Raw genomic sequence first — 18156 nt, forward strand, 5'->3', positions numbered from 1 at the left:
ATACCTAGATAACGGTTGCTGACAGCCTTCGAAGAGGCACAGCTGCCGTAACTCACTGTTATAACTTAAAAGAATGTAGAGAGGCCCCGACCGTTTTCACTTTTACATGCGCAGGGAACTCGGAATTAAACTGTAAATGAGTGATAGAGGCATTGCCAATATCAAGCGTTGAGTAGAGCTTTGGATTGGCCCAATCTAAACCAACAACTTCCGCTAAAATCAATCGAATTACACCACCATGAGCAACTACCAATGTTGTTTTATTGGGCTGACTAAGTAACGCAAGAAGGCTGTGCCAACCGTGAAGAACACGAGCTCTAAATTGACTCAGTGACTCGGCTTGTGGAAGAGGATGGTTCACCGGGTCACTCCAAAACGGCTCGACGCTCAACCAATCTTGTTTGCTCATCTTATCAAATGGGACACCATCAAAGGTGCCAAAGTTCATTTCAGCCAATTCATCGACGTGCGCTACATCGATATTCATCGTTTGACTTACCATTTGCGCTAGCGTGGCACAGCGCTTTAAAGGAGAAGAGTAGATGTTTTGAATATCAATTTGTGTGGCGGCCAAAGCTGAGACAATGTCTAGGTTGGTATTCTTAGCAACTTCAACATCGGTTACGCCGTATAAAGCTGGAGGCGCCGATACTTTGCCGTGACGCATCAGTAAAATGTTCTGCATTACCTTCCCTTGTTACTCCGCTCCGCAGTTACTTCAAAACTAACGGTAAACCAGCGGCGACAAACACAACTTTCTCTGCAATCTTTGCGATTTGTTGGTTCATACGCCCCCCATTATCCACAAAAAGGCGAGACACTTCGCCCATAGGTACAACCCCTAAGCCGACCTCGTTCGACACGACAATTACATGCGCATCGCATTGTGCTAAGGCCTTGACTAAGGTTTCAATTTCCCTCATTAAACCCAGATCATCACAGTCGTCACCTAAATGGAAAATGTGGTTGTTCAGCCACAACGTGAGGCAGTCAATAAGTACGACATCCGACGATGAGAAGGTCGATAATTGCTCCGACAGCGCCAATGGGCACTCCCACTCTCGCCAGCCAAGTCCACGTTGGCGACGGTGGTGCTCAATACGAGCGCGCATTTCGTTATCAATCGGCTCAGAGGTTGCTACATAATGCTTGGTAAGCCCCTCGCTAGCGTCAATTAATTCCGACACTCTATTTTCTGCAAAGCTTGATTTGCCTGAGCGAGCACCGCCTATTATCAATTCTACTGGCACAGACTTCTCCTATGGCACAGTGTATGCGAGCAAGATAAGGTAAACCGACAGCTCCACGATTTGTTGCGCAGCGCCAAGGCAGTCACCTGTGAATCCACCTAATCTCGCCATAAGCCAACGTTTAAATCCTATTCGAAATAACAATGCCCAAATCACTAAAGTAATAGTGATTTGCATACCCCAATAAACCGCTGGAAGCAGTGCACACACAGCGAGAAAAATAAGCTCTTTTTGTGTTTGTTGATTAGCTAGCGGTTTGCTTTTGCTACCCTCTGGATCAGACACATACGGCATCGTCGATATCAACGACGCCGCGACGGCTCGACTAAAAACATACGCCAGAATAATAGCGGCAATGAACTGGTTGTGGTTAGCAAGCTCTACAAGGGTGACGAACTTTAACAGTAACACCATCACGAGCGTGCTGACGCCGTATGTTCCAAGTCGGCTGTCTTTCATGATAAGCAGTCGTTTTTCGACCGTCATTCCACCCCCAATGCCGTCTGCCATATCTGCCAGGCCATCCTCATGAAACGCCCCCGTTAATAGCAAACTAAACACCATTGTTATAACGACGGCGACAGAGACAGGAAGAACAGTACTCGCAGCAACAAATACCAGAGCGCACAGTACCGCTATCACAAAGCCCACTACCGCAAAATAACGACCAGAGCGATTCATCCGCTCAGTGGAATATGGCGTGTTTTTAGGTATCGGCAAACGTGAAAAAAAACTCAATGCGAGACAAAACAGTTGCCATTGATAACGCCACCAACTGCGAGATTTTTCGTTACTCACACTGTTACTCCAGCACTCTCGAAGCTTGCCATTGAGTTATAGAACTCAGCCGCACATTTAATAAGTGGATACGCAAGTGCCGCTCCAGTCCCTTCACCTAATCTTAGCGACAAGTCTAAAAGCGGCTTCGCGTTAAATTGTTCCAATACATAACGATGCGCTGCTTCTTGAGAGGTATGAGAAAACAGTAAAACATCTTCTACGCTTGGTTCTAACTTAGCAGCGATAAGCGCTGCAACGGAAACGATAAAGCCATCCACCAATACTGGAACGCGTCGTTTTGCGGCTTCTAGAAAACCACCCACCATATGAACAATTTCAAAACCACCCAGCTCGGATAAGATCTCCATGACTGATTTGCTCTGCACTCTATCGACACCTTGCTGAACCAACGCCAGCTTTAACGCAAGCTGCTCGGCATTAATTCCAGTCCCAAGCCCTACGCTCTGGGCCACTGGTAGCTCGGTGATAGCAGAAAGCAACGCTGATGCTGAGCTAGTATTACCAATACCCATTTCGCCAAACATGAGTATGTTTGCGCCGCTTTCTATCTTTGATGCGACGATATTCCGTCCCGCTTCGATACCTTGTGTAGCTTGTTCTAGTGTCATTGCAGGATGTGCGGAGAAATCATCCGTTCCACATCCTAAACGACTCAAAACTAAGGTACCTGAACTATCTGAAACTGGCTCAAGCATTCCGCAATCTACAACGGAGAACGCTATCTCGTTAGCACGGCAGAAACAGTTAATTGCAGCGCCACCGGCAAGAAAGTTCATCACCATTTGCTGAGTTACCGCACTTGGCGCAATGCTCACTCCTCGCTCGGCCACACCATGGTCGCCAGCAAATACTATGACATGCGGATTTGATACATCGATACTAGTTGCTAAATAACCTAAAGAGAGGCTTTGAATCTTTGCCAACTGGAAAGCGATGCCCTCAAGCTTTCCTAATGCACCTAATGGCTTGGTCTTTTGGTCTATTCGGTTTTGAATAGATTGATCAAATGTATTCGCTAGCATGACGTCCTTTCTTTATGGTTCCACTTACTCTAACTCCCTGCAAAACGGTCAAAATTTGCATTAGAGCTTATGAGCTATACTTAGGGTTCACCTAGTGTACTTATTACGAGATCACAAACCAACTTTAGATCTCACCCAAATCTTGGAAGCATAACGTGAAGGACAGCCTTGTATTGCCAAGATCGTATCAACAAACGTACATTGAGAAGAAGGAATTGAGTTAAATCGGACTAGGTGTTGAAAATAACAACATAACAAAAAAGTGAGGAGGCAATTATGCTTACCAATCAAAGAGCTCCGTCTAAAAAAGGACCGCAAAATAGTAACAAGAAACGTTCTAATGTCCCTTTATCGCTGACGTGACCAAATCACTTAACTGTAAGTAAAATAGTAAAGCCCCCTACAATGCTGTAGAGGGCTTTTTAGTGTCCGTCATTTTAGAGGGAAAGTTGGCTTGCTAAGTGTCAATCGGCTGCTGAAGTTCAGAAAATAGTTGTGCAAGGCCATCGTCTGAGATCACTGGTGTAGTTTTGTGGCAAGTAGAACAATTACTCGGCTTTCCATCGCACATTTGGCGCATCATAATATCATCTAAATTGCGCGTACCTTGCTTGCAATCATGCTCAATAGTTTTAAATACGTGACATTTATCTGAGTTAGGTATATCCGCTAACCCAACGATAGAAACTCCTTGCATCCTCGCAAGCACAAGAAGCTCTTCTATCTTCTGTTTTAATTCTTGATTCATATTATTATCCCGACTCTGGCGGTCTTTACCTGTCTATTTATACTAAAGTCTAATGTACTTATTAAATCCAACAACCTTGATCACTTAAATTGATACATTTGTCATATTTCTAAACTATCGTCCTATTTTTATAAAACGCTTCGCAAACGACAGCACTTTGTAACATGCCGGTAAATATATAGCTTCCAAGAATATAAAATGGGTTAAATATCACACAATTAAACGGCCAAATGCAATACGATGCATGATACTAAACCACCCAAGAAAGGCCAATTATTACACCAGCATCCACCCTTATAATCGCACTTTTATCTACAAAGCAATCAACAATAAAGAATTTTCACAACGTAACGAGCATGATTTATACAACTGTAAACGCAGCCACTTCAATTTAGGTATACATTAGAAGTGTTGAGTAAAATCGTTCTGAACAACAGAAAAACCTTATGATTTATATCATATAAATCATAAGGTTAAATTGGCGGTGTAATGGCGCACATACTCAGGAACATTGATACAAATGATGCTTATTCTCAAACAGGTGGTGGCAACAAATGAAACAAAGGATAAATGTTGCCGCTATGTATCCATTTTATTAAATGAACATTGTATTCCGATTTTAAAATATAGTAATTTATGACAGAGAAACCAATTTCATAGCTGAACAATATAATCAGAAGAAGAAAGACACATTTATTACAAGCAGTTGGGAAGGGATGAATATGAGAGCAGTCAAGGAAAAGAGCAGTCATACAACTTCAGGCAAAGATGAATCCCTAAATATTGGTGCAACGTATTTCAAAGAAGTCGCAGGACACGATCTTCTTAGCGCCGAAGATGAAAGACACATTGCAAGAAAAGCGCGAGCTGGAGATACATTAGCGCGACAGCACTTAATCAACTCCAACCTTAGATTAGTGATTAGAACAGCGAAGCGCTATTCAAACAGAGGGCTTGATTTCTATGATCTAATCAATGAGGGAAACATAGGGCTCATTCAAGCGGTTGATAAGTTTGATCCAGAGTTAGGTTATCGCTTTTCAACGTATGCAGTTTGGTGGATTCAGCAAGCGATTGACCGAGCGATCATGAACCAAGGCCGAACCATTCGTGTTCCTGTCCACGTTACAAAGCAAATACGTGAATGTAGCAAAGCAGCTCATGAGCTTCGCAAAGAAGGTAATCATGAGCCTACGTCTTCAGAAATAGCAGAGCGTACAGGCCGTGCACCTGAAGAAGTAAGCAAACTACTTAAGCTCTCTGAACAGTCCTTATCACTAGATAATGGCTGGGATGAAGAAGGCGATAAGAAAGATCACTTGCAAACCATCGATGATGACGATGTATTTGAGCTTCCAGAACAAGATATCGTGACCCAGAATCTAAATAAAGCTCTCATTGATTTGGTGGACAGTTTACCCGACAAACAACGCGTTATTCTACATCACCGTTTTGGATTACTTGACGATGATCCCAAGACATTAGAACAAGTGGGAGAAATTGTCGGCGTCACCCGAGAAAGAGTGCGTCAGATACAAAAAAGTGCCATGGAGACGCTTCGAGATAAACTTAAACGACAAAATCTAACTCGAGCAGAAATTGATTAATTTCGCTTCTATCACAGCACGTTAGCTCAACATTTACTATAGTCCCACTTACCATCGGTTAGTGGGACTTTTCTTTATGTCATCAAGTTACAATGCCATCATCGCTGGCGCATCTGGGTTAGTGGGAAGCAAACTGCTCACACTGTTAGAGCAAACCGATCACATTGAAACGGTTTACGCGCTATGTCGCTCGCCTCTAGATACACACGCATCAAAAACGATCCAACTAATGGATGGGGCGCTCAGAGTTACAAACTGGGAAGACTCCTCGCCTACCCCTACTCTTGGATTTATCTGTCTCGGTACTACCCTTAAACAGGCTGGCAGCAAAGCGGCGTTGGAAAAAGTAGATTACGACCTTGTCTGTGATGTTGCTCAAACCATGAAGATGATTGGTGTAACGCGTATTGCGGTAGTTTCAAGCTTAGGAGCCTCTCCAAGATCTCTTTCCCATTATCTCAAGTGCAAAGGGCGCGTTGAACGTCGTATCGAAGGCATGGGATTCGACCAAGTTGTCTTTGTTCGACCTGGACCACTCGCAGGTAGAGAAAAACAGATCCGATCAGATGAAGTGGCTGTTCAAAAAATATTCAGCCTCCTATCACCTCTCATGATCGGCCCACTTAGATCATACGCCCCTATCCCCGCAGAGTCTGTTGCTCAAGCGATGCTCTATAGCGTAATTGAACATCATGATGCGAATTGCGTCGCATATAATTCTGCAAATATGTTGGATATTCTTTCTAGTTATCAAAACTAGCTCGAATATATATTAAACAGCATATAACAAATTGCTCTAACTAATGACATTAATTTATTGTTAACGATTACAACAGATCGGTACTTTAGCCATCTACACTTCTAATTACCTTATGCTAAATAAGGTTTATACGTCAGATGGATAAAAGGATACTTCAATGTCAATTGCGGTTGTCGCAGCGCTAGCGATATTTTTAGGCATACTCTATTTTTTGTATGGACAGCAACAAAAGAAACACGCCCTTTCACGTCTTGTTTTATTCGGTTTGGTTTTAGGGAGTGCTTTCGGACTCGGACTACAATTACTACTAGGTGAAGGTCACGCAGCAATTTCCGAAACCCTTGAATGGGTTAACGTTGTGGGCAGAGGCTATGTCGGTCTTTTAAAAATGATCATCATGCCTTTAGTCTTAGTTTCTATGATTGCCGCGGTGGTAAAACTGGAAAAAGGCGGCTCTTTAGGCAAAATTAGTGGCCTGACTATTTCTGTACTACTTGCTACGACTGCCGTATCCGCACTTATCGGTATTGCAGTCACTCAAGCATTTGGTTTAAGTGCTGAAGGGCTCACTGAAGGTGCACGTGAAACGGCTCGTATCGCGGTACTAGAAAGTCGCGTTGACCGTGTAAGCGATCTCACAATTCCACAAATGCTGGTTAGCTTCATTCCAACCAATCCATTTGCTGACCTAACCGGTGCCCGCTCTACTTCTATTATCGCTGTAGTTATTTTTGGTGTCCTTACTGGTATAGCTGCACGAAAAGTGATGGCCGAGAAAGAAGAGCTTGAGTCACCGATCCGCACTTTTGTCGATGCAACGCAATCTGTTGTTATGCGCCTGGTAAAAATGATTATGGCATTAACGCCTTATGGCATTGCGGCTCTGATGGCGAAAGTTGTCGCGACTTCAAGTGCAGGTGACATCTTAAATCTACTTGGTTTTATCGTTGCGTCTTACTTAGCCATTTTCTTAATGTTCTTGGTTCACGGTTTCTTGGTCTCACTTGTTGGCGTAAGTCCGAAAGAATATTTCCAGAAGATTTGGCCAGTACTAACTTTTGCGTTCTCATCTCGAAGCTCTGCTGCGACCATTCCATTGAACGTAGAAGCACAGGTTACCAAACTCAACGTACCACCAGCTATTGCTAACTTATCAGCATCATTTGGGGCGACAATTGGACAAAACGGTTGTGCCGGTATCTATCCTGCAATGTTAGCCGTAATGGTTGCACCAACTGTCGGTATTGACCCAATGGACTTTAACTTCATCCTGTCGTTAGTTGCCATTATTACTATTAGCTCTTTTGGTATCGCGGGTGTCGGTGGCGGCGCAACATTTGCTGCTCTTATCGTACTGCCAGCAATGGGGTTGCCGGTCACTATCGCTGCGCTACTTATCTCCATTGAACCTTTAATCGACATGGCGCGTACCGCACTGAATGTCTCTGGCGCGATGACCGCAGGTACTATTACTAGTCGTTTGCTCAAGAAGAAACAACCTGAGCTCGAGCAAGCTAACGCACAATAACTAGCTCAAGTCATTCTAGCGAAGCGGCCTTCATGGCCGCTTTTTTTATTATTAATTTCAGTGCTTTAAAATTTATTTCGATATTTATCGAAATATTTATTGATCTCAATCCAAATAGTTCTATAATTCCAAACATATCGAATCATTAGGACTAACTAATATGAACGCTGAATTTTTAGAAATGGCTAAAGAAACTGCAAACATGTTTGCCTTTCTAGCCACTGAACTTATCATTCTTTTCTTAGCAATAAGTTACATTGTTGGGGTATTGCAGGAGTTCCTAACACCTGAAAAAATCCAATCTATTCTGAGTTCCAAAAATGGCAAAGGTTACTTTATCGCTGCCCTTCTTGGCTCAATTACACCGTTTTGCTCATGCTCAACCATCCCTTTCTTAAAAGGTTTGCTGAGAGCGAGAGCGGGGTTTGGCCCAATGATGGTTTTCTTGTTCGCTAGCCCATTACTTAACCCTGTAATCATCGGCTTGTTCGTGGTGACATTTGGTATCAAAGTCGCAGTGTTCTATTTCTCTATCGCGATGTTCGTTGCCGTCACTGCTGGCTATGTTCTAGAGAAACTTGGATTTGAACGCTACGTAAAACCTGAAGCATACCAAACCAACTCAGCAGCGAGCTCATGTGGTACATCATGTGGTGATACTGAACCTGCAAAAGTTGAAACTTCTTCTTGCGGCACATCTAGCGGCTGTGGCACTTCTGCAAAACCGGTTGTAACGCAGGCAAAAGAGTCGTCATGCTGTGCACCTGTAGCTGCGAAAACAAGCTGCTGCTCTAGCGAGGAACCAACCATTACCGACATCAACACCGATGGTAGTGCATGCTGTGGCACCACTTCAGCAGTAACAAAAGAAGATAGCCGCTGGCTACGTATTTGGAAATCGACTTGGAGCGACTTCAAACAAGTATTCCCATATCTAATGATTGGTATCTTGTTAGGTTCATTTATTTACGGGTTTATACCAACTGACCTTATCGCAGAATATGCTGGTGAAGGAGTATGGTATGCGATTCCGATTGCAGCTGTTATTGGTATTCCACTATACATTCGTGCAGAGGCCGTTATTCCGCTAAGTGCAGCTTTGGTTCAAAAAGGTATGGCTTTAGGATCTGTGATGGCACTTATCATTGGCAGTGCTGGTGCCAGCTTAACAGAGGTTATCTTGTTGAAATCTATTTTCAAGAACCAAATGATTGCCGCTTTCTTAGTCGTTATCTTAGGCATGGCAATTAGCGCGGGCTACCTCTACAGCTACCTATTTGGTTAATACAACTTAGTAAACTTCAAAGCGCTGCTCGGCAGCGCTTTTTTCTTTAATTTTCAATAGTTATCGTCAAAATTACCACGCAAAACTTCATTTAATGTCTATAGTTTCTTATGAGTTGGTATCTTCAACGTAAGGGATTATGAACGACAAGGCCAAATTCGCGACAAAGGTAGCACTCAGTCTTACCCTCGCTTACCTCATTCCATTTGCATTAGGTTGGCCTCAGGCTTCTACTGCGGCTACCACTGTTATGCTCATCGCATCAACAGGAAGCCAACGTGAATCATTAGAGAAAGGAACCTTAAGAGTACTTGGAACCATAGTTGGTGCCATTATTGGATTGTTGCTAGTCGGTATGTTCGCCCAAGATCGACTGCTATACATGCTAAGTGTTTCTGTTGTGGCATCCTTTATTTTCTATTTTAAAAATGCCTATCTAAAAGATCCGACGTTATTCATGTTGACAGGCGTCATGACCTTAATGATGTCAAACGGAGGAGATGCAGAAGGTGCATTCTTATATGGCGTAGACCGTGCTCACATGACCGTGTTTGGCGTCATTATTTACACTTTGGTAGGCACCTATCTGTTCCCAAGCAAAACAGAACAGAATCTTCGCCGTATGACCCACGACGTCGTTTCGCTCCAAAAACAGATCCTCGAACGCCTCTCGCCACCAATCTATACAACATCTCATATAACAGATTCGGAAAAGGCGTCTGAAACATCGTCAGACGATAATCAGTCCCCCAGTCTAAATGACTTAATTGAGAAGTTGTACGCGAGTCAAACCGCCTTAGAAACTCGCTTTTCTACCGAGAGTAAAGAATGCAGCGATGTGTCCGCTTACCTTCAAGAGTGGCAGCTCACGCTTCACTACACCAAACAGATAACCAATCTGCTGATAGCAACTTCTAGTTCGAACTTTCTGCAGGGTGAGCCTCAGAAATTTATCACCAATTACGATGAGTTTGTCGCCGATATTCAGCAATTATTCGAACAGTGTGAACACTACCTCCAAGCATCAGACGAGGGGTTAGAGTATCGTTGGCAAGAGCGAAAAGTCGCCTTAGACCTAGACTCTCTCAGTAATCATCCTCATCTATCTAAGAGTTCTGCCATTACCTTGGGGTATGTGCTCAACCGCCTTCATACCAGTATTTCGAGGCTGAACGAAACTGTTAGTTGTATCGATTCCGTTACCAAATCAGTGTCATTTGACGAAAAGCCTCGGAAAAGTGCCGGAGCTTTCCTATGGTGGGACGCAGAAAACTTTAAGACATCGATTAAAGTCTTTGTGACCTACTGGGTAGCCGCTTTTATCTGGATCTTTTTCAATCCTCCGGGTGGGTATAGCTTCGTCATTTTCTCCACCATTTTTGTTTCTTTACTCTCTTTCCTACCCGTGCATCCTAAATTACTCGGCTTTCTATTTACGTTCGGGTTTATCTTTGCCGTTCCCGCTTACGTTTTTGTTCTTCCCACATTGGAACTTGGCATCGAACTCGCCCTTTTCCTTTTTGCGTATACCTTTATTGGCTTCTATCTATTTAAAGGCCCCATCACAATCTTCTTTATGATCGGCCTTTTTATTCTCGGTATCGACAACGTCATGAATTACCATTTTGGCATTCTCCTTACCATCATGATGTTGTTCTATCTTGTGGTTTTAATGCTTGTGTTCGCCCATTACTTCCCTTTCTCAAGTAAAGCCGAACGCCTATTCTTGTTGGTAAGACAAAGACTTTTCACTCATGTTTATCAATTAGTTGTTAAGCTTCAAATGCTAAACCGCTCAACCCTGGCTAACTTTACAATTCAATTACATCTAAAAACGGCCAATGTTGCAGCTAAGAAACTTGCATTGTGGGCAAGTAAGATCGATCTCAACTACTTTGACAAGAACGATCACCAATCACTGACTGCCTACACAAAGCAGTGTCGTAATTTAATAAATCATTTAAATACACTCGTCATCGCACAAACTCATCTGAAAAATAACCCATTGATTACTAAGCTTAGAAACGAGTACACGGACGAAAGCTTACTAACGTTAATCCGTACTCATAACCGTGATCAAAGAGAGCGTGTACAAACGCTTGAAGACGTGCAATGCGAATACGCTAAAACAGAGGCTATTCTCGATGTGTTTTTTCAGCAGCTAGATCCTGAGCAGTACGCTCAAAAAGACATTGCAGAGTTCTATATCTTCCTCAGCTTAAAACGAAGTGTTTTTGAGTCTCTGATAAAAGTGGAAGAAGCGGTTCAGAATGTCGACCTCAATAATCTCAAAATGCATCGATTTTAGGAAAGGTAGTAATGATCTCTCATCTCACAAAGTCCTGTTTTATCGCGTTAGCCACGTTGTCTATGACAGCGTGTACTACGCTTGGTCCAGATTTTACACCGAGTCAAGAAACCCAACTTCCGTCATCGTGGAACGATTCAGACACTCAAGCTAGCATGGACTCAACCGTAAAATGGTGGGAACAGTTTAACGACCCGACTTTGAACAAACTGGTTGATATTGCCTCTCAACAGAATTTAGATGTGGAAGCCGCCGGTTTTAGAATCTTGCAAGCGCGTTCAGTTCTGGGTATCGCCGATGGATTGCAATATCCTCAGCTACAATCCATATCTGGCAACCTAGCCAAAGCTTACGCCAATGAAAGTTCATTCAACAATGCAACCTTGAGCTTTGATGCGGGTTGGGAAATGGATGTTTGGGGAAAATATGCACGCGGAATAGAATCAGCCCAAGCGGGTTATTACGCCTCCATCGCTTCCTACAACGATATTTTGGTGACCATCACCTCTGAAGTGGCAAGAAACTATATTAATTACCGAACATTCCAAGAACGCATACTGCTTTCACAGCGCAATATCGAGATTCAAGAGCGAGTAGTCAACATTACGCGAGTGCAGTTTGAGTCAGGCAATGTCACCGAACTCGACGTTCAACAGGCGCGCAATCAACTATTCACCACCAAAGCTGCCCTACCGGCGCTAACTGTAGCGATGTTGCAAGCCAAAAATGCGTTGGCGGTCCTGCTGGGCACATTGCCTGAAGAAATAGAGCCCATTCTTAAGTCAGACATGGAGCAGAAACTGGTTCAATTTGAGCAGCGTTTTAAAGCTTCCGGATCAAAAAGCGCTATTTCGGAAAAGGGAGATGGCTCTATCGTTCCAGAAACCCCAGTATTAGCCAATCTTGTTGACGCTAGTTTGGTTATGCGCAGACCAGACTTACAAGTCGCAGAGCTTCAAGCTCATGCCCAAAGCGCTCAAATCGGTGTCGCTGAAACGGCGTTGTACCCAAGCTTCTCCCTCTTTGGATCCATAGGCATTAACAGCTCTGTACCTTCAGGCAGTAGTTTCAGCTTCAACGATTCGCTGACTTTGGTGGCCGGACCCGCAATGAGCTGGAACATTTTTCAATATGGGCGAGTGAAGAACAATATCCGTTTTGAAGACGCGAAATTCCAAGAAACCCTGACCAATTACAACAAAAAAGTACTGCAAGCGGTTCAAGAGGTGACGAATGCAATGGAAGCCTACGATTTGTATCGAGAACAAAAATCCCTGCGCTTAGAGTCAGTAAACGCCTCAGTTCGCGCGTTTAATATCTCGCTCACCCAGTATGAGAACGGACAAATCTCATTTGAGCGTTTATTGAACTCCGTCGAAAAAATGACTCGAAGCGAAGACAGTTACGCTCAAATTAAAGGAAACGTCGCTAACCAAGTTGTCGCCTTGTACAAGTCACTAGGTGGCGGTTGGCAAATTAACTCAGGAAAAGCGTTTGTGTCTCCAGAGCATGTCGAACAGATGAACAAGCGCACCGATTGGAGTGACCAATTACAGCAAGAAAATGTTGCTCTACCTTCATTAACGCTACGCACAGGTGCCAAACCACCAGCAACGGACAAGGAGGATAAATAGATGCCACATGAAATGTCGTGGGGAGATATTTACTTTTCTCCATTGGTGTTAGTCCTGATTCTCGCACTCATTGCGACTTGGATAACCGTCGTGATGCTAAACAAAGTGAAGCTATCAAGATTCATCGCCTTCCCTTCGCTCACGTTCTTAGCAATCCTAGTGTTGTATGTCATTGCTATCGACCATTTCTATTTAAGGTTTTAGGAGCTCGTCACTATGCAAAAATCTCTCATTATCATCCTAAACCTGATTATCCTTGGTGGCGCTGGGTGGTTTGGGTATCAGAAATACCAAGACTACTTCAACAACCCTTGGACACGCGATGGACAAGTTAGAGCGAATATCATCAAGGTTGCCCCAAGAGTCTCAGGTCCCATTGTCAACGTGACTATTGTTGACAACCAACAAGTCAAACGAGGCGACTTGTTATTTGAAATCGACCCTGAAACCTATCAAGTTGCCCTCACCCAAGCCGAAGTGGCTTTGCAACGCGCCATCATCAGCTCCAAGGGAAAGAAAATCGAGTACGACCGTTTGCTCGACATTCGTAAAAAAGACAAAGGAGCAGTCTCTCATAAGGACCTCATTCGACGCGAAATTGCCTATCAAGAGTCACTGCTGCAAATCAAAGCCTCAGAGGAACAATTAAAGTCCGCTCGCCTCAATCTTAGCTATACGCGCGTTGTTGCCTCGGTGGATGGCTATGTCTCCAACCTTGATATCAGAGAAGGAACACAGGCCGTCGCTAACCAACCTCTTGTCGCCCTGATTGATGAAAACAGTTTCTGGGTATTTGGCTTCTTTAGAGAGAACCAACTACCAAGAATACACCCTGGTAGCCAAGCAAGAGTGACTTTGATGTCACATCCAGATGAACCTATTCATGCCACTGTCGATTCTATCGGCTGGGGTATCGCGCCCAAAGATGGCACAGTTGGCTATAACCTTTTGCCCAACGTCAATCCTGTTTTCCAATGGATTCGCCTCGCTCAGAGAATCCCAGTTCGAGTGTCGTTACATGAACTCCCTGAAGGAGTACATCTGCGTTTTGGATTATCAGCGTCAATTATGGTGATGGAACAAAGTGAAGACTAGGGAGAAACGATGATGGGAATGGGGAATCGGTTAAGAAAAATCAATGAAGACAATAATTTCTTCTATCTTACTGTAGCGTTAATCGCGTTACTTATCAGCTCAGCATTGGCCGAAATCGTTGGGCAAGGTGTAATAGATCATGTTCTTCAACTGTTTATCATCGTCACTTTCATTGTTTGCTTGGCCAGTCTGCGATTCGATAAAGGATGGACGCGATTTTTGATAACGCTGGTATGCCTATGGATCTTAGCGACGTTGGCAAAAATTGTTTTCGAGATCCGTGAAATGGACTTCGTTATGCTCGCTCTCACCTTCTCATTCTTCTTTGGCACCTTTAAGTCGACTGCTAAACAGGTGCTCTTCCACGGCAAGGTCAACACCAACAAAGTCATTGGTTCAGTAGCATTATTTTTACTACTCGGCTTAATGTGGGCTATCGTTTACTTAATTATTATCGAATATTCCCCACAAGCCTTTACGGGGCTCGAAGCCATTACGTGGGGAGAGAATTTCTCTAACGCAGCGTATTTCAGCTTCGTTACTTTAACAACGTTAGGTTATGGCGACATCAGTCCAATTACTCCGCTAGCACAAGTTGTCGTGTATTTGGAAGCCATTGTCGGAGTGTTCTATATGGCAATAGTCGTATCAAGTTTGGTAAGTGCAAATATCGAAAACAGGGAAAACAACAATGGATAGACAGACTGAACAGCGTCAAAGCAAGCTCTTTGTCAATAATATGGTGGAATCGGCCATTCGAATTGGTTTATTGGTGATATTGCTGACCTTCACCTACGATATCATCAAACCTTTTATCATCCCCGTCCTCTGGGGCTCAATCATAGCCGTCGCCTTGTTGCCACTGACCAAAAAATTAGAGAGCTCATTAGGTGGCAAACGGGGATTAGCCGCTACTCTGGTCTCCTTAATCGGTATTTCTTTGTTGGTGATCCCTTTCGTCATGGTTTCTGGTTCAATTTACGAGGGCGTCGCTCATACCACTGAAGTAATACAAAGTGGCGAGATAAAAATCCCGGGGCCCACCTCTAAGGTCGCCGACATCCCTGTCATTGGTGACAAGCTGTATAGCATTTGGAACCTGTTCGCCACTAACATGGAAAAAGCTATACAGCAGTTTTTGCCTGAGATTAAAGGCTTTCTCGGTACTGTCGCCTCCATATTAGGCGGTGCATTAACAAGCTTGATTATGTTCATCATTTCCCTCGCAATTGCCGGTGGATTTATGGCACATGCAGAGAAAATTTCAGGAGCGTTAGAAACCGTCGCAGTAAGAGCTGTTGGGAAAAAAGCTGAACAGTGGGCTAACTTGATGGCAGCAACTATTCGCAGTGTATTACTAGGTGTTGTTGGTGTGGCGTTTATTCAAGCGGCAATCATCGGTGCTGCGATGTTTGTGTTTAAAGTTCCGGCTGCTGGTTTGCTGACACTCGCAACATTGATCCTTTGTATCGCTCAGTTACCTGCTCTACTTATCGTTGCACCGGTAATTTTCTACGTTTATTCCACAGGAGACGGAACTAGTACGACACTGTTTACTATTTGGGCATTAGCGGGTGGATTATCTGATAACATTCTCAAGCCTATGTTGATGGGACGTGGCGTTGATGTGCCGATGCCTATTATCTTAATCGGTGCCATCGGTGGGATGTTATTCGCAGGAATTATTGGTCTGTTCCTCGGCGCTATTATTCTCGCCATTTGGTATGAATTGTTCTTATTCTGGATTAATTACGAAGAGCAGACCGAGTTATCAGAAGACGACGTTGAGGCATCATCTGAAAGTAATACGAAAGCCGAAAACAGCTAATACAATGGACAACGGATAAAAAACAGCCGATAAAGTCACTAAGCTTTATCGGCTGCGTTATTTAAGAGGCTGCGGAACGTTACTGGTGTTCGCTTAGGACATTTGCGAGCACATCCACTGCTTTTACAAGCTCTTCAGGCGTTGAGTTAGTGAAGTTCAAGCGAAGTGCCGAAGGCTGCCCGTTTGCCTCTGGATAAAATACAGGGCTAGGAACCACGGCAACACCTTTTGACAACAGTGCCTTAGCTAATTCAAACGTATCGCACGAAGGAATCCCAACCCAAATAAACATACCGCCATCAACAGAGTTCAACGTACAACTCTCAGGTAACTTAGCTTCTAATGCTTCAAATAGCGTTTGATAACGCGCCTTATAAATCCCTTTTACTGTATCTAGGTGGGCGTCAAAGTCATCATGTTTTAGCAAGCCCAGTAGCGCAGCTTGCATTGGAATGCTGGAGTGCAGATCGGCACCTTGTTTGATCTTAATAATCGGCTCAATATAGCTCTTCTTGCCAGTGACCACACCAATGCGAAGGCCTGGAGAAGCAATTTTAGAGAACGAACGAAATACAATGGAGTTATCTGGACAAAAGGTCGAGACCATTGGCAACGCCTCTCCGGTAAATCGGAGTTCGCGGTACGGAGCATCTTCAATAAATGCCACATTGTATTGAATGCAAAGCTCCGCGACTTTTTGACGCGTTTCCAGTGTCCAACAAACACCTGTCGGATTGTGGAAATCTGGCACTGCATAAAACATTTTTGGCGAGTTGATTTTAAAGCACGTTTCAAGTTGTTCTAGATTAGGGCCGGAAGCTACTTGTGACACCGTCACGATATTCGCCCCAACTAAGCCGAACACTTGCATAGCCCCCAGATAACTAGGCGCTTCCATTACGACCGTATCACCCGGATTAATGTAAGCTCTTGCCACCAAATCCAGACCTTGCTGAGATCCTGTACAAACAACCGCACTGTGATTGCTTGGTAGTTGGTAATAGTCCGATAGGAAATCGAGTAACGGCGTATACCCTGCCGTGGTTCCGTACTGGAATACCTCAGGCTTATCACATAACCCTTCAAACGTGGAGCGCATTAGCTCGATGGGGAATGTATCCGGATCTGGCAATCCTCCAGCCAGTGAAATGACGCTTGGATCGCTAGCTGCACTCAGAATTTCACGAATATAAGACGAAGGGACATTTTGAAGAGAGCGAGCGATTTCCATATATTTCCTTACCAATACAACTAATAGCGGGGCATTATTTTAGATTAAGAACAATTAATGATGTGTATAGAGAGATTTAAACTACCCCGCCATAACGAAAAATCAGCTTACACGCTATTGCAAGCTTCATGTTGTCCATTTATGCTTATAAACATGTCCATTTATGCGATTTTGATTGTGAATGCCCGTCATCTAACTCGAATCAACGACGTCCTGTTCTATATCCACAGTGATATAAGTAAAGAGCTTTCCGGAAAAGAGCTCGCTGCTATTGGGGCCTATTCCGAACAGCATTTCCATCGAGTATTTAAGGAAGTCGTTGGTGAATCACTGCATCAATATATCCGCCGCACTAGAATGGAATACGCTGCAAATCAATTAATGTTCGATACCAAATCTAGCATTCAGCAGATAGCAAATAAGAGTGGTTTTAGCTCAATATCATCATTTTCGCGTGCGTTCAAAGACGTGTTCAGGCTCTCACCCGGTCAGTGGCGAAAACACGATCCTCAAGTATCACACAAGCCTTATTTAGCGGACCCCGACGTTGCTGCGGGTTATGCCCGAGCTGTGGATCGTCCTATTCCCGCCCCCAAAATTATCGACGCGCCGCCACGTCGCGTCGCATATATCCGTCACATTGGTTACAATCGCTCTATAGGTAAGCCATGGCAAATGCTCAAAGCATGGGCAAGCGCTGAAAAACGAGATTTTTCGGTACAGTTTGGATTACATCATTCGAACCCCGCTTGGGTTGAACTAGATAAGTGTCGCTATGTCGCATGCCTAGAAATTGATGCTCCGATCAAACTTCGAGGTACCGTAAACCAAATGACCATTCCGGGTGGTTTACACGCCGTCTTCCGTCTTCAAGGTGTTTACGGTGAGTTGCTTCCGCAAATAAGTCGAATCCAAGAGAAATGGTTACCGCAGTCTGGCTTCAAAGCCAGTGCAACCCCAGCTTACGTACATTATCATCGCAATCATTTCTTGGCGCCTGACGAAGTTTTTGAACTGGATTTTTATCTGCCTATCAGTTTTTATTGACCAGTTGCCTCT

The 18156-nt window shown here is 43.9% G+C and carries 17 protein-coding genes; 11 read left to right on the top strand and 6 right to left on the bottom strand.

Annotated elements, in window-relative coordinates; all coding sequences use genetic code 11:
• Window positions 1–58: 58 nt before the first annotated feature.
• From OH456_RS07450 to OH456_RS07470, 5 genes are all read right to left on the bottom strand, one after another.
• Window positions 59–685 (bottom strand): histidine phosphatase family protein, encoded by a 627-nt coding sequence (locus OH456_RS07450; RefSeq protein WP_006070571.1) that lies wholly within the window; start codon window positions 683–685, stop codon window positions 59–61.
• 28 nt (window positions 686–713) lie between these two features.
• On the bottom strand, window positions 714–1250 hold the full coding sequence (cobU, locus tag OH456_RS07455; protein ID WP_124941021.1) for a bifunctional adenosylcobinamide kinase/adenosylcobinamide-phosphate guanylyltransferase: 537 nt from the start codon (window positions 1248–1250) through the stop codon (window positions 714–716).
• 9 nt (window positions 1251–1259) lie between these two features.
• The gene (locus OH456_RS07460; protein ID WP_124941020.1) at window positions 1260–2048 is read right to left on the bottom strand and encodes an adenosylcobinamide-GDP ribazoletransferase; all 789 of its coding nucleotides are present in this window, start codon (window positions 2046–2048) and stop codon (window positions 1260–1262) included.
• Window positions 2045–3073 (bottom strand): nicotinate-nucleotide--dimethylbenzimidazole phosphoribosyltransferase, encoded by a 1029-nt coding sequence (gene cobT, locus OH456_RS07465; protein ID WP_124941019.1) that lies wholly within the window; start codon window positions 3071–3073, stop codon window positions 2045–2047. The genes OH456_RS07460 and cobT overlap by 4 nt, the downstream gene beginning before the upstream one ends.
• A 457-nt stretch (window positions 3074–3530) precedes the next feature.
• Window positions 3531–3821, bottom strand: coding sequence for a hypothetical protein (locus OH456_RS07470; protein WP_006070567.1), 291 nt, complete (start codon window positions 3819–3821; stop codon window positions 3531–3533).
• A gap of 722 nt (window positions 3822–4543) precedes the next feature.
• On the opposite strand from OH456_RS07470, the gene OH456_RS07475 reads away from it, so the two are divergent.
• The 10 genes from OH456_RS07475 to OH456_RS07520 all read left to right on the top strand — a co-directional run bounded on the left by OH456_RS07475 (window position 4544) and on the right by OH456_RS07520 (window position 15866).
• Window positions 4544–5428 (top strand): sigma-70 family RNA polymerase sigma factor, encoded by an 885-nt coding sequence (locus tag OH456_RS07475; RefSeq protein WP_038222111.1) that lies wholly within the window; start codon window positions 4544–4546, stop codon window positions 5426–5428.
• A 76-nt stretch (window positions 5429–5504) separates the two neighbouring features.
• Window positions 5505–6188 (top strand): NAD(P)H-binding protein, encoded by a 684-nt coding sequence (locus tag OH456_RS07480; protein WP_124941018.1) that lies wholly within the window; start codon window positions 5505–5507, stop codon window positions 6186–6188.
• A 157-nt stretch (window positions 6189–6345) separates the two neighbouring features.
• Window positions 6346–7716, top strand: a complete 1371-nt coding sequence (locus OH456_RS07485) for an L-cystine transporter (protein ID WP_124941017.1) — start codon at window positions 6346–6348, stop codon at window positions 7714–7716.
• Window positions 7717–7876: 160 nt separating this feature from the next.
• On the top strand, window positions 7877–9001 hold the full coding sequence (locus OH456_RS07490; RefSeq protein ID WP_038228320.1) for a permease: 1125 nt from the start codon (window positions 7877–7879) through the stop codon (window positions 8999–9001).
• Window positions 9002–9140: 139 nt separating this feature from the next.
• A complete protein-coding gene (locus OH456_RS07495) occupies window positions 9141–11309 on the top strand; it encodes an FUSC family protein (protein WP_124941016.1) in 2169 nt (722 codons plus the stop codon).
• Window positions 11310–11320: 11 nt separating this feature from the next.
• Complete coding sequence (locus tag OH456_RS07500) at window positions 11321–12943, top strand: TolC family protein (RefSeq protein ID WP_124941015.1); 1623 nt, start codon at window positions 11321–11323, stop codon at window positions 12941–12943.
• Window positions 12944–13147 (top strand): DUF1656 domain-containing protein, encoded by a 204-nt coding sequence (locus OH456_RS07505; RefSeq protein ID WP_006072343.1) that lies wholly within the window; start codon window positions 12944–12946, stop codon window positions 13145–13147.
• 12 nt (window positions 13148–13159) lie between these two features.
• The gene (locus tag OH456_RS07510; protein WP_124941014.1) at window positions 13160–14038 is read left to right on the top strand and encodes an HlyD family secretion protein; all 879 of its coding nucleotides are present in this window, start codon (window positions 13160–13162) and stop codon (window positions 14036–14038) included.
• 12 nt (window positions 14039–14050) lie between these two features.
• Entirely contained in the window at window positions 14051–14737 is a 687-nt protein-coding gene (locus OH456_RS07515) for a potassium channel family protein (RefSeq protein ID WP_006072341.1), read from the top strand.
• The gene (locus OH456_RS07520; RefSeq protein WP_124941013.1) at window positions 14730–15866 is read left to right on the top strand and encodes an AI-2E family transporter; all 1137 of its coding nucleotides are present in this window, start codon (window positions 14730–14732) and stop codon (window positions 15864–15866) included. Before OH456_RS07515 ends, OH456_RS07520 begins: the two co-directional genes overlap by 8 nt.
• Before the next feature lie 79 nt (window positions 15867–15945).
• On the opposite strand, the gene OH456_RS07525 is transcribed toward OH456_RS07520, so the two are convergent.
• A complete protein-coding gene (locus tag OH456_RS07525; protein WP_062460058.1) occupies window positions 15946–17097 on the bottom strand; it encodes an aminotransferase-like domain-containing protein in 1152 nt (383 codons plus the stop codon).
• A 141-nt stretch (window positions 17098–17238) separates the two neighbouring features.
• Here OH456_RS07525 and OH456_RS07530 point away from each other — a divergent pair, with 141 nt between their 5' ends.
• Window positions 17239–18144: an AraC family transcriptional regulator gene (locus tag OH456_RS07530; RefSeq protein ID WP_006072336.1), complete on the top strand. Its 906-nt coding sequence runs from the start codon at window positions 17239–17241 to the stop codon at window positions 18142–18144.
• Window positions 18145–18156 lie beyond the last annotated feature (12 nt).

Origin of the sequence: Vibrio sp. La 4.2.2 (genome assembly GCF_027586995.1) — a bacterium.
Classification (GTDB): Bacteria; Pseudomonadota; Gammaproteobacteria; order Enterobacterales; family Vibrionaceae; genus Vibrio; species Vibrio mediterranei.

Coding starts and splice junctions, on each gene's coding strand:
- OH456_RS07450 (WP_006070571.1), bottom strand. CDS start 685: ATGCAGAACATTTTACTGATGCGTCACGGCAAAGTATCGGCGCCTCCA.
- cobT (WP_124941019.1), bottom strand. CDS start 3,073: ATGCTAGCGAATACATTTGATCAATCTATTCAAAACCGAATAGACCAA.
- OH456_RS07470 (WP_006070567.1), bottom strand. CDS start 3,821: ATGAATCAAGAATTAAAACAGAAGATAGAAGAGCTTCTTGTGCTTGCG.
- OH456_RS07475 (WP_038222111.1), top strand. CDS start 4,544: ATGAGAGCAGTCAAGGAAAAGAGCAGTCATACAACTTCAGGCAAAGAT.
- OH456_RS07480 (WP_124941018.1), top strand. CDS start 5,505: ATGTCATCAAGTTACAATGCCATCATCGCTGGCGCATCTGGGTTAGTG.
- OH456_RS07485 (WP_124941017.1), top strand. CDS start 6,346: ATGTCAATTGCGGTTGTCGCAGCGCTAGCGATATTTTTAGGCATACTC.
- OH456_RS07490 (WP_038228320.1), top strand. CDS start 7,877: ATGAACGCTGAATTTTTAGAAATGGCTAAAGAAACTGCAAACATGTTT.
- OH456_RS07495 (WP_124941016.1), top strand. CDS start 9,141: ATGAACGACAAGGCCAAATTCGCGACAAAGGTAGCACTCAGTCTTACC.
- OH456_RS07500 (WP_124941015.1), top strand. CDS start 11,321: ATGATCTCTCATCTCACAAAGTCCTGTTTTATCGCGTTAGCCACGTTG.
- OH456_RS07505 (WP_006072343.1), top strand. CDS start 12,944: ATGCCACATGAAATGTCGTGGGGAGATATTTACTTTTCTCCATTGGTG.
- OH456_RS07510 (WP_124941014.1), top strand. CDS start 13,160: ATGCAAAAATCTCTCATTATCATCCTAAACCTGATTATCCTTGGTGGC.
- OH456_RS07515 (WP_006072341.1), top strand. CDS start 14,051: ATGGGAATGGGGAATCGGTTAAGAAAAATCAATGAAGACAATAATTTC.
- OH456_RS07520 (WP_124941013.1), top strand. CDS start 14,730: ATGGATAGACAGACTGAACAGCGTCAAAGCAAGCTCTTTGTCAATAAT.
- OH456_RS07525 (WP_062460058.1), bottom strand. CDS start 17,097: ATGGAAATCGCTCGCTCTCTTCAAAATGTCCCTTCGTCTTATATTCGT.
- OH456_RS07530 (WP_006072336.1), top strand. CDS start 17,239: ATGCTTATAAACATGTCCATTTATGCGATTTTGATTGTGAATGCCCGT.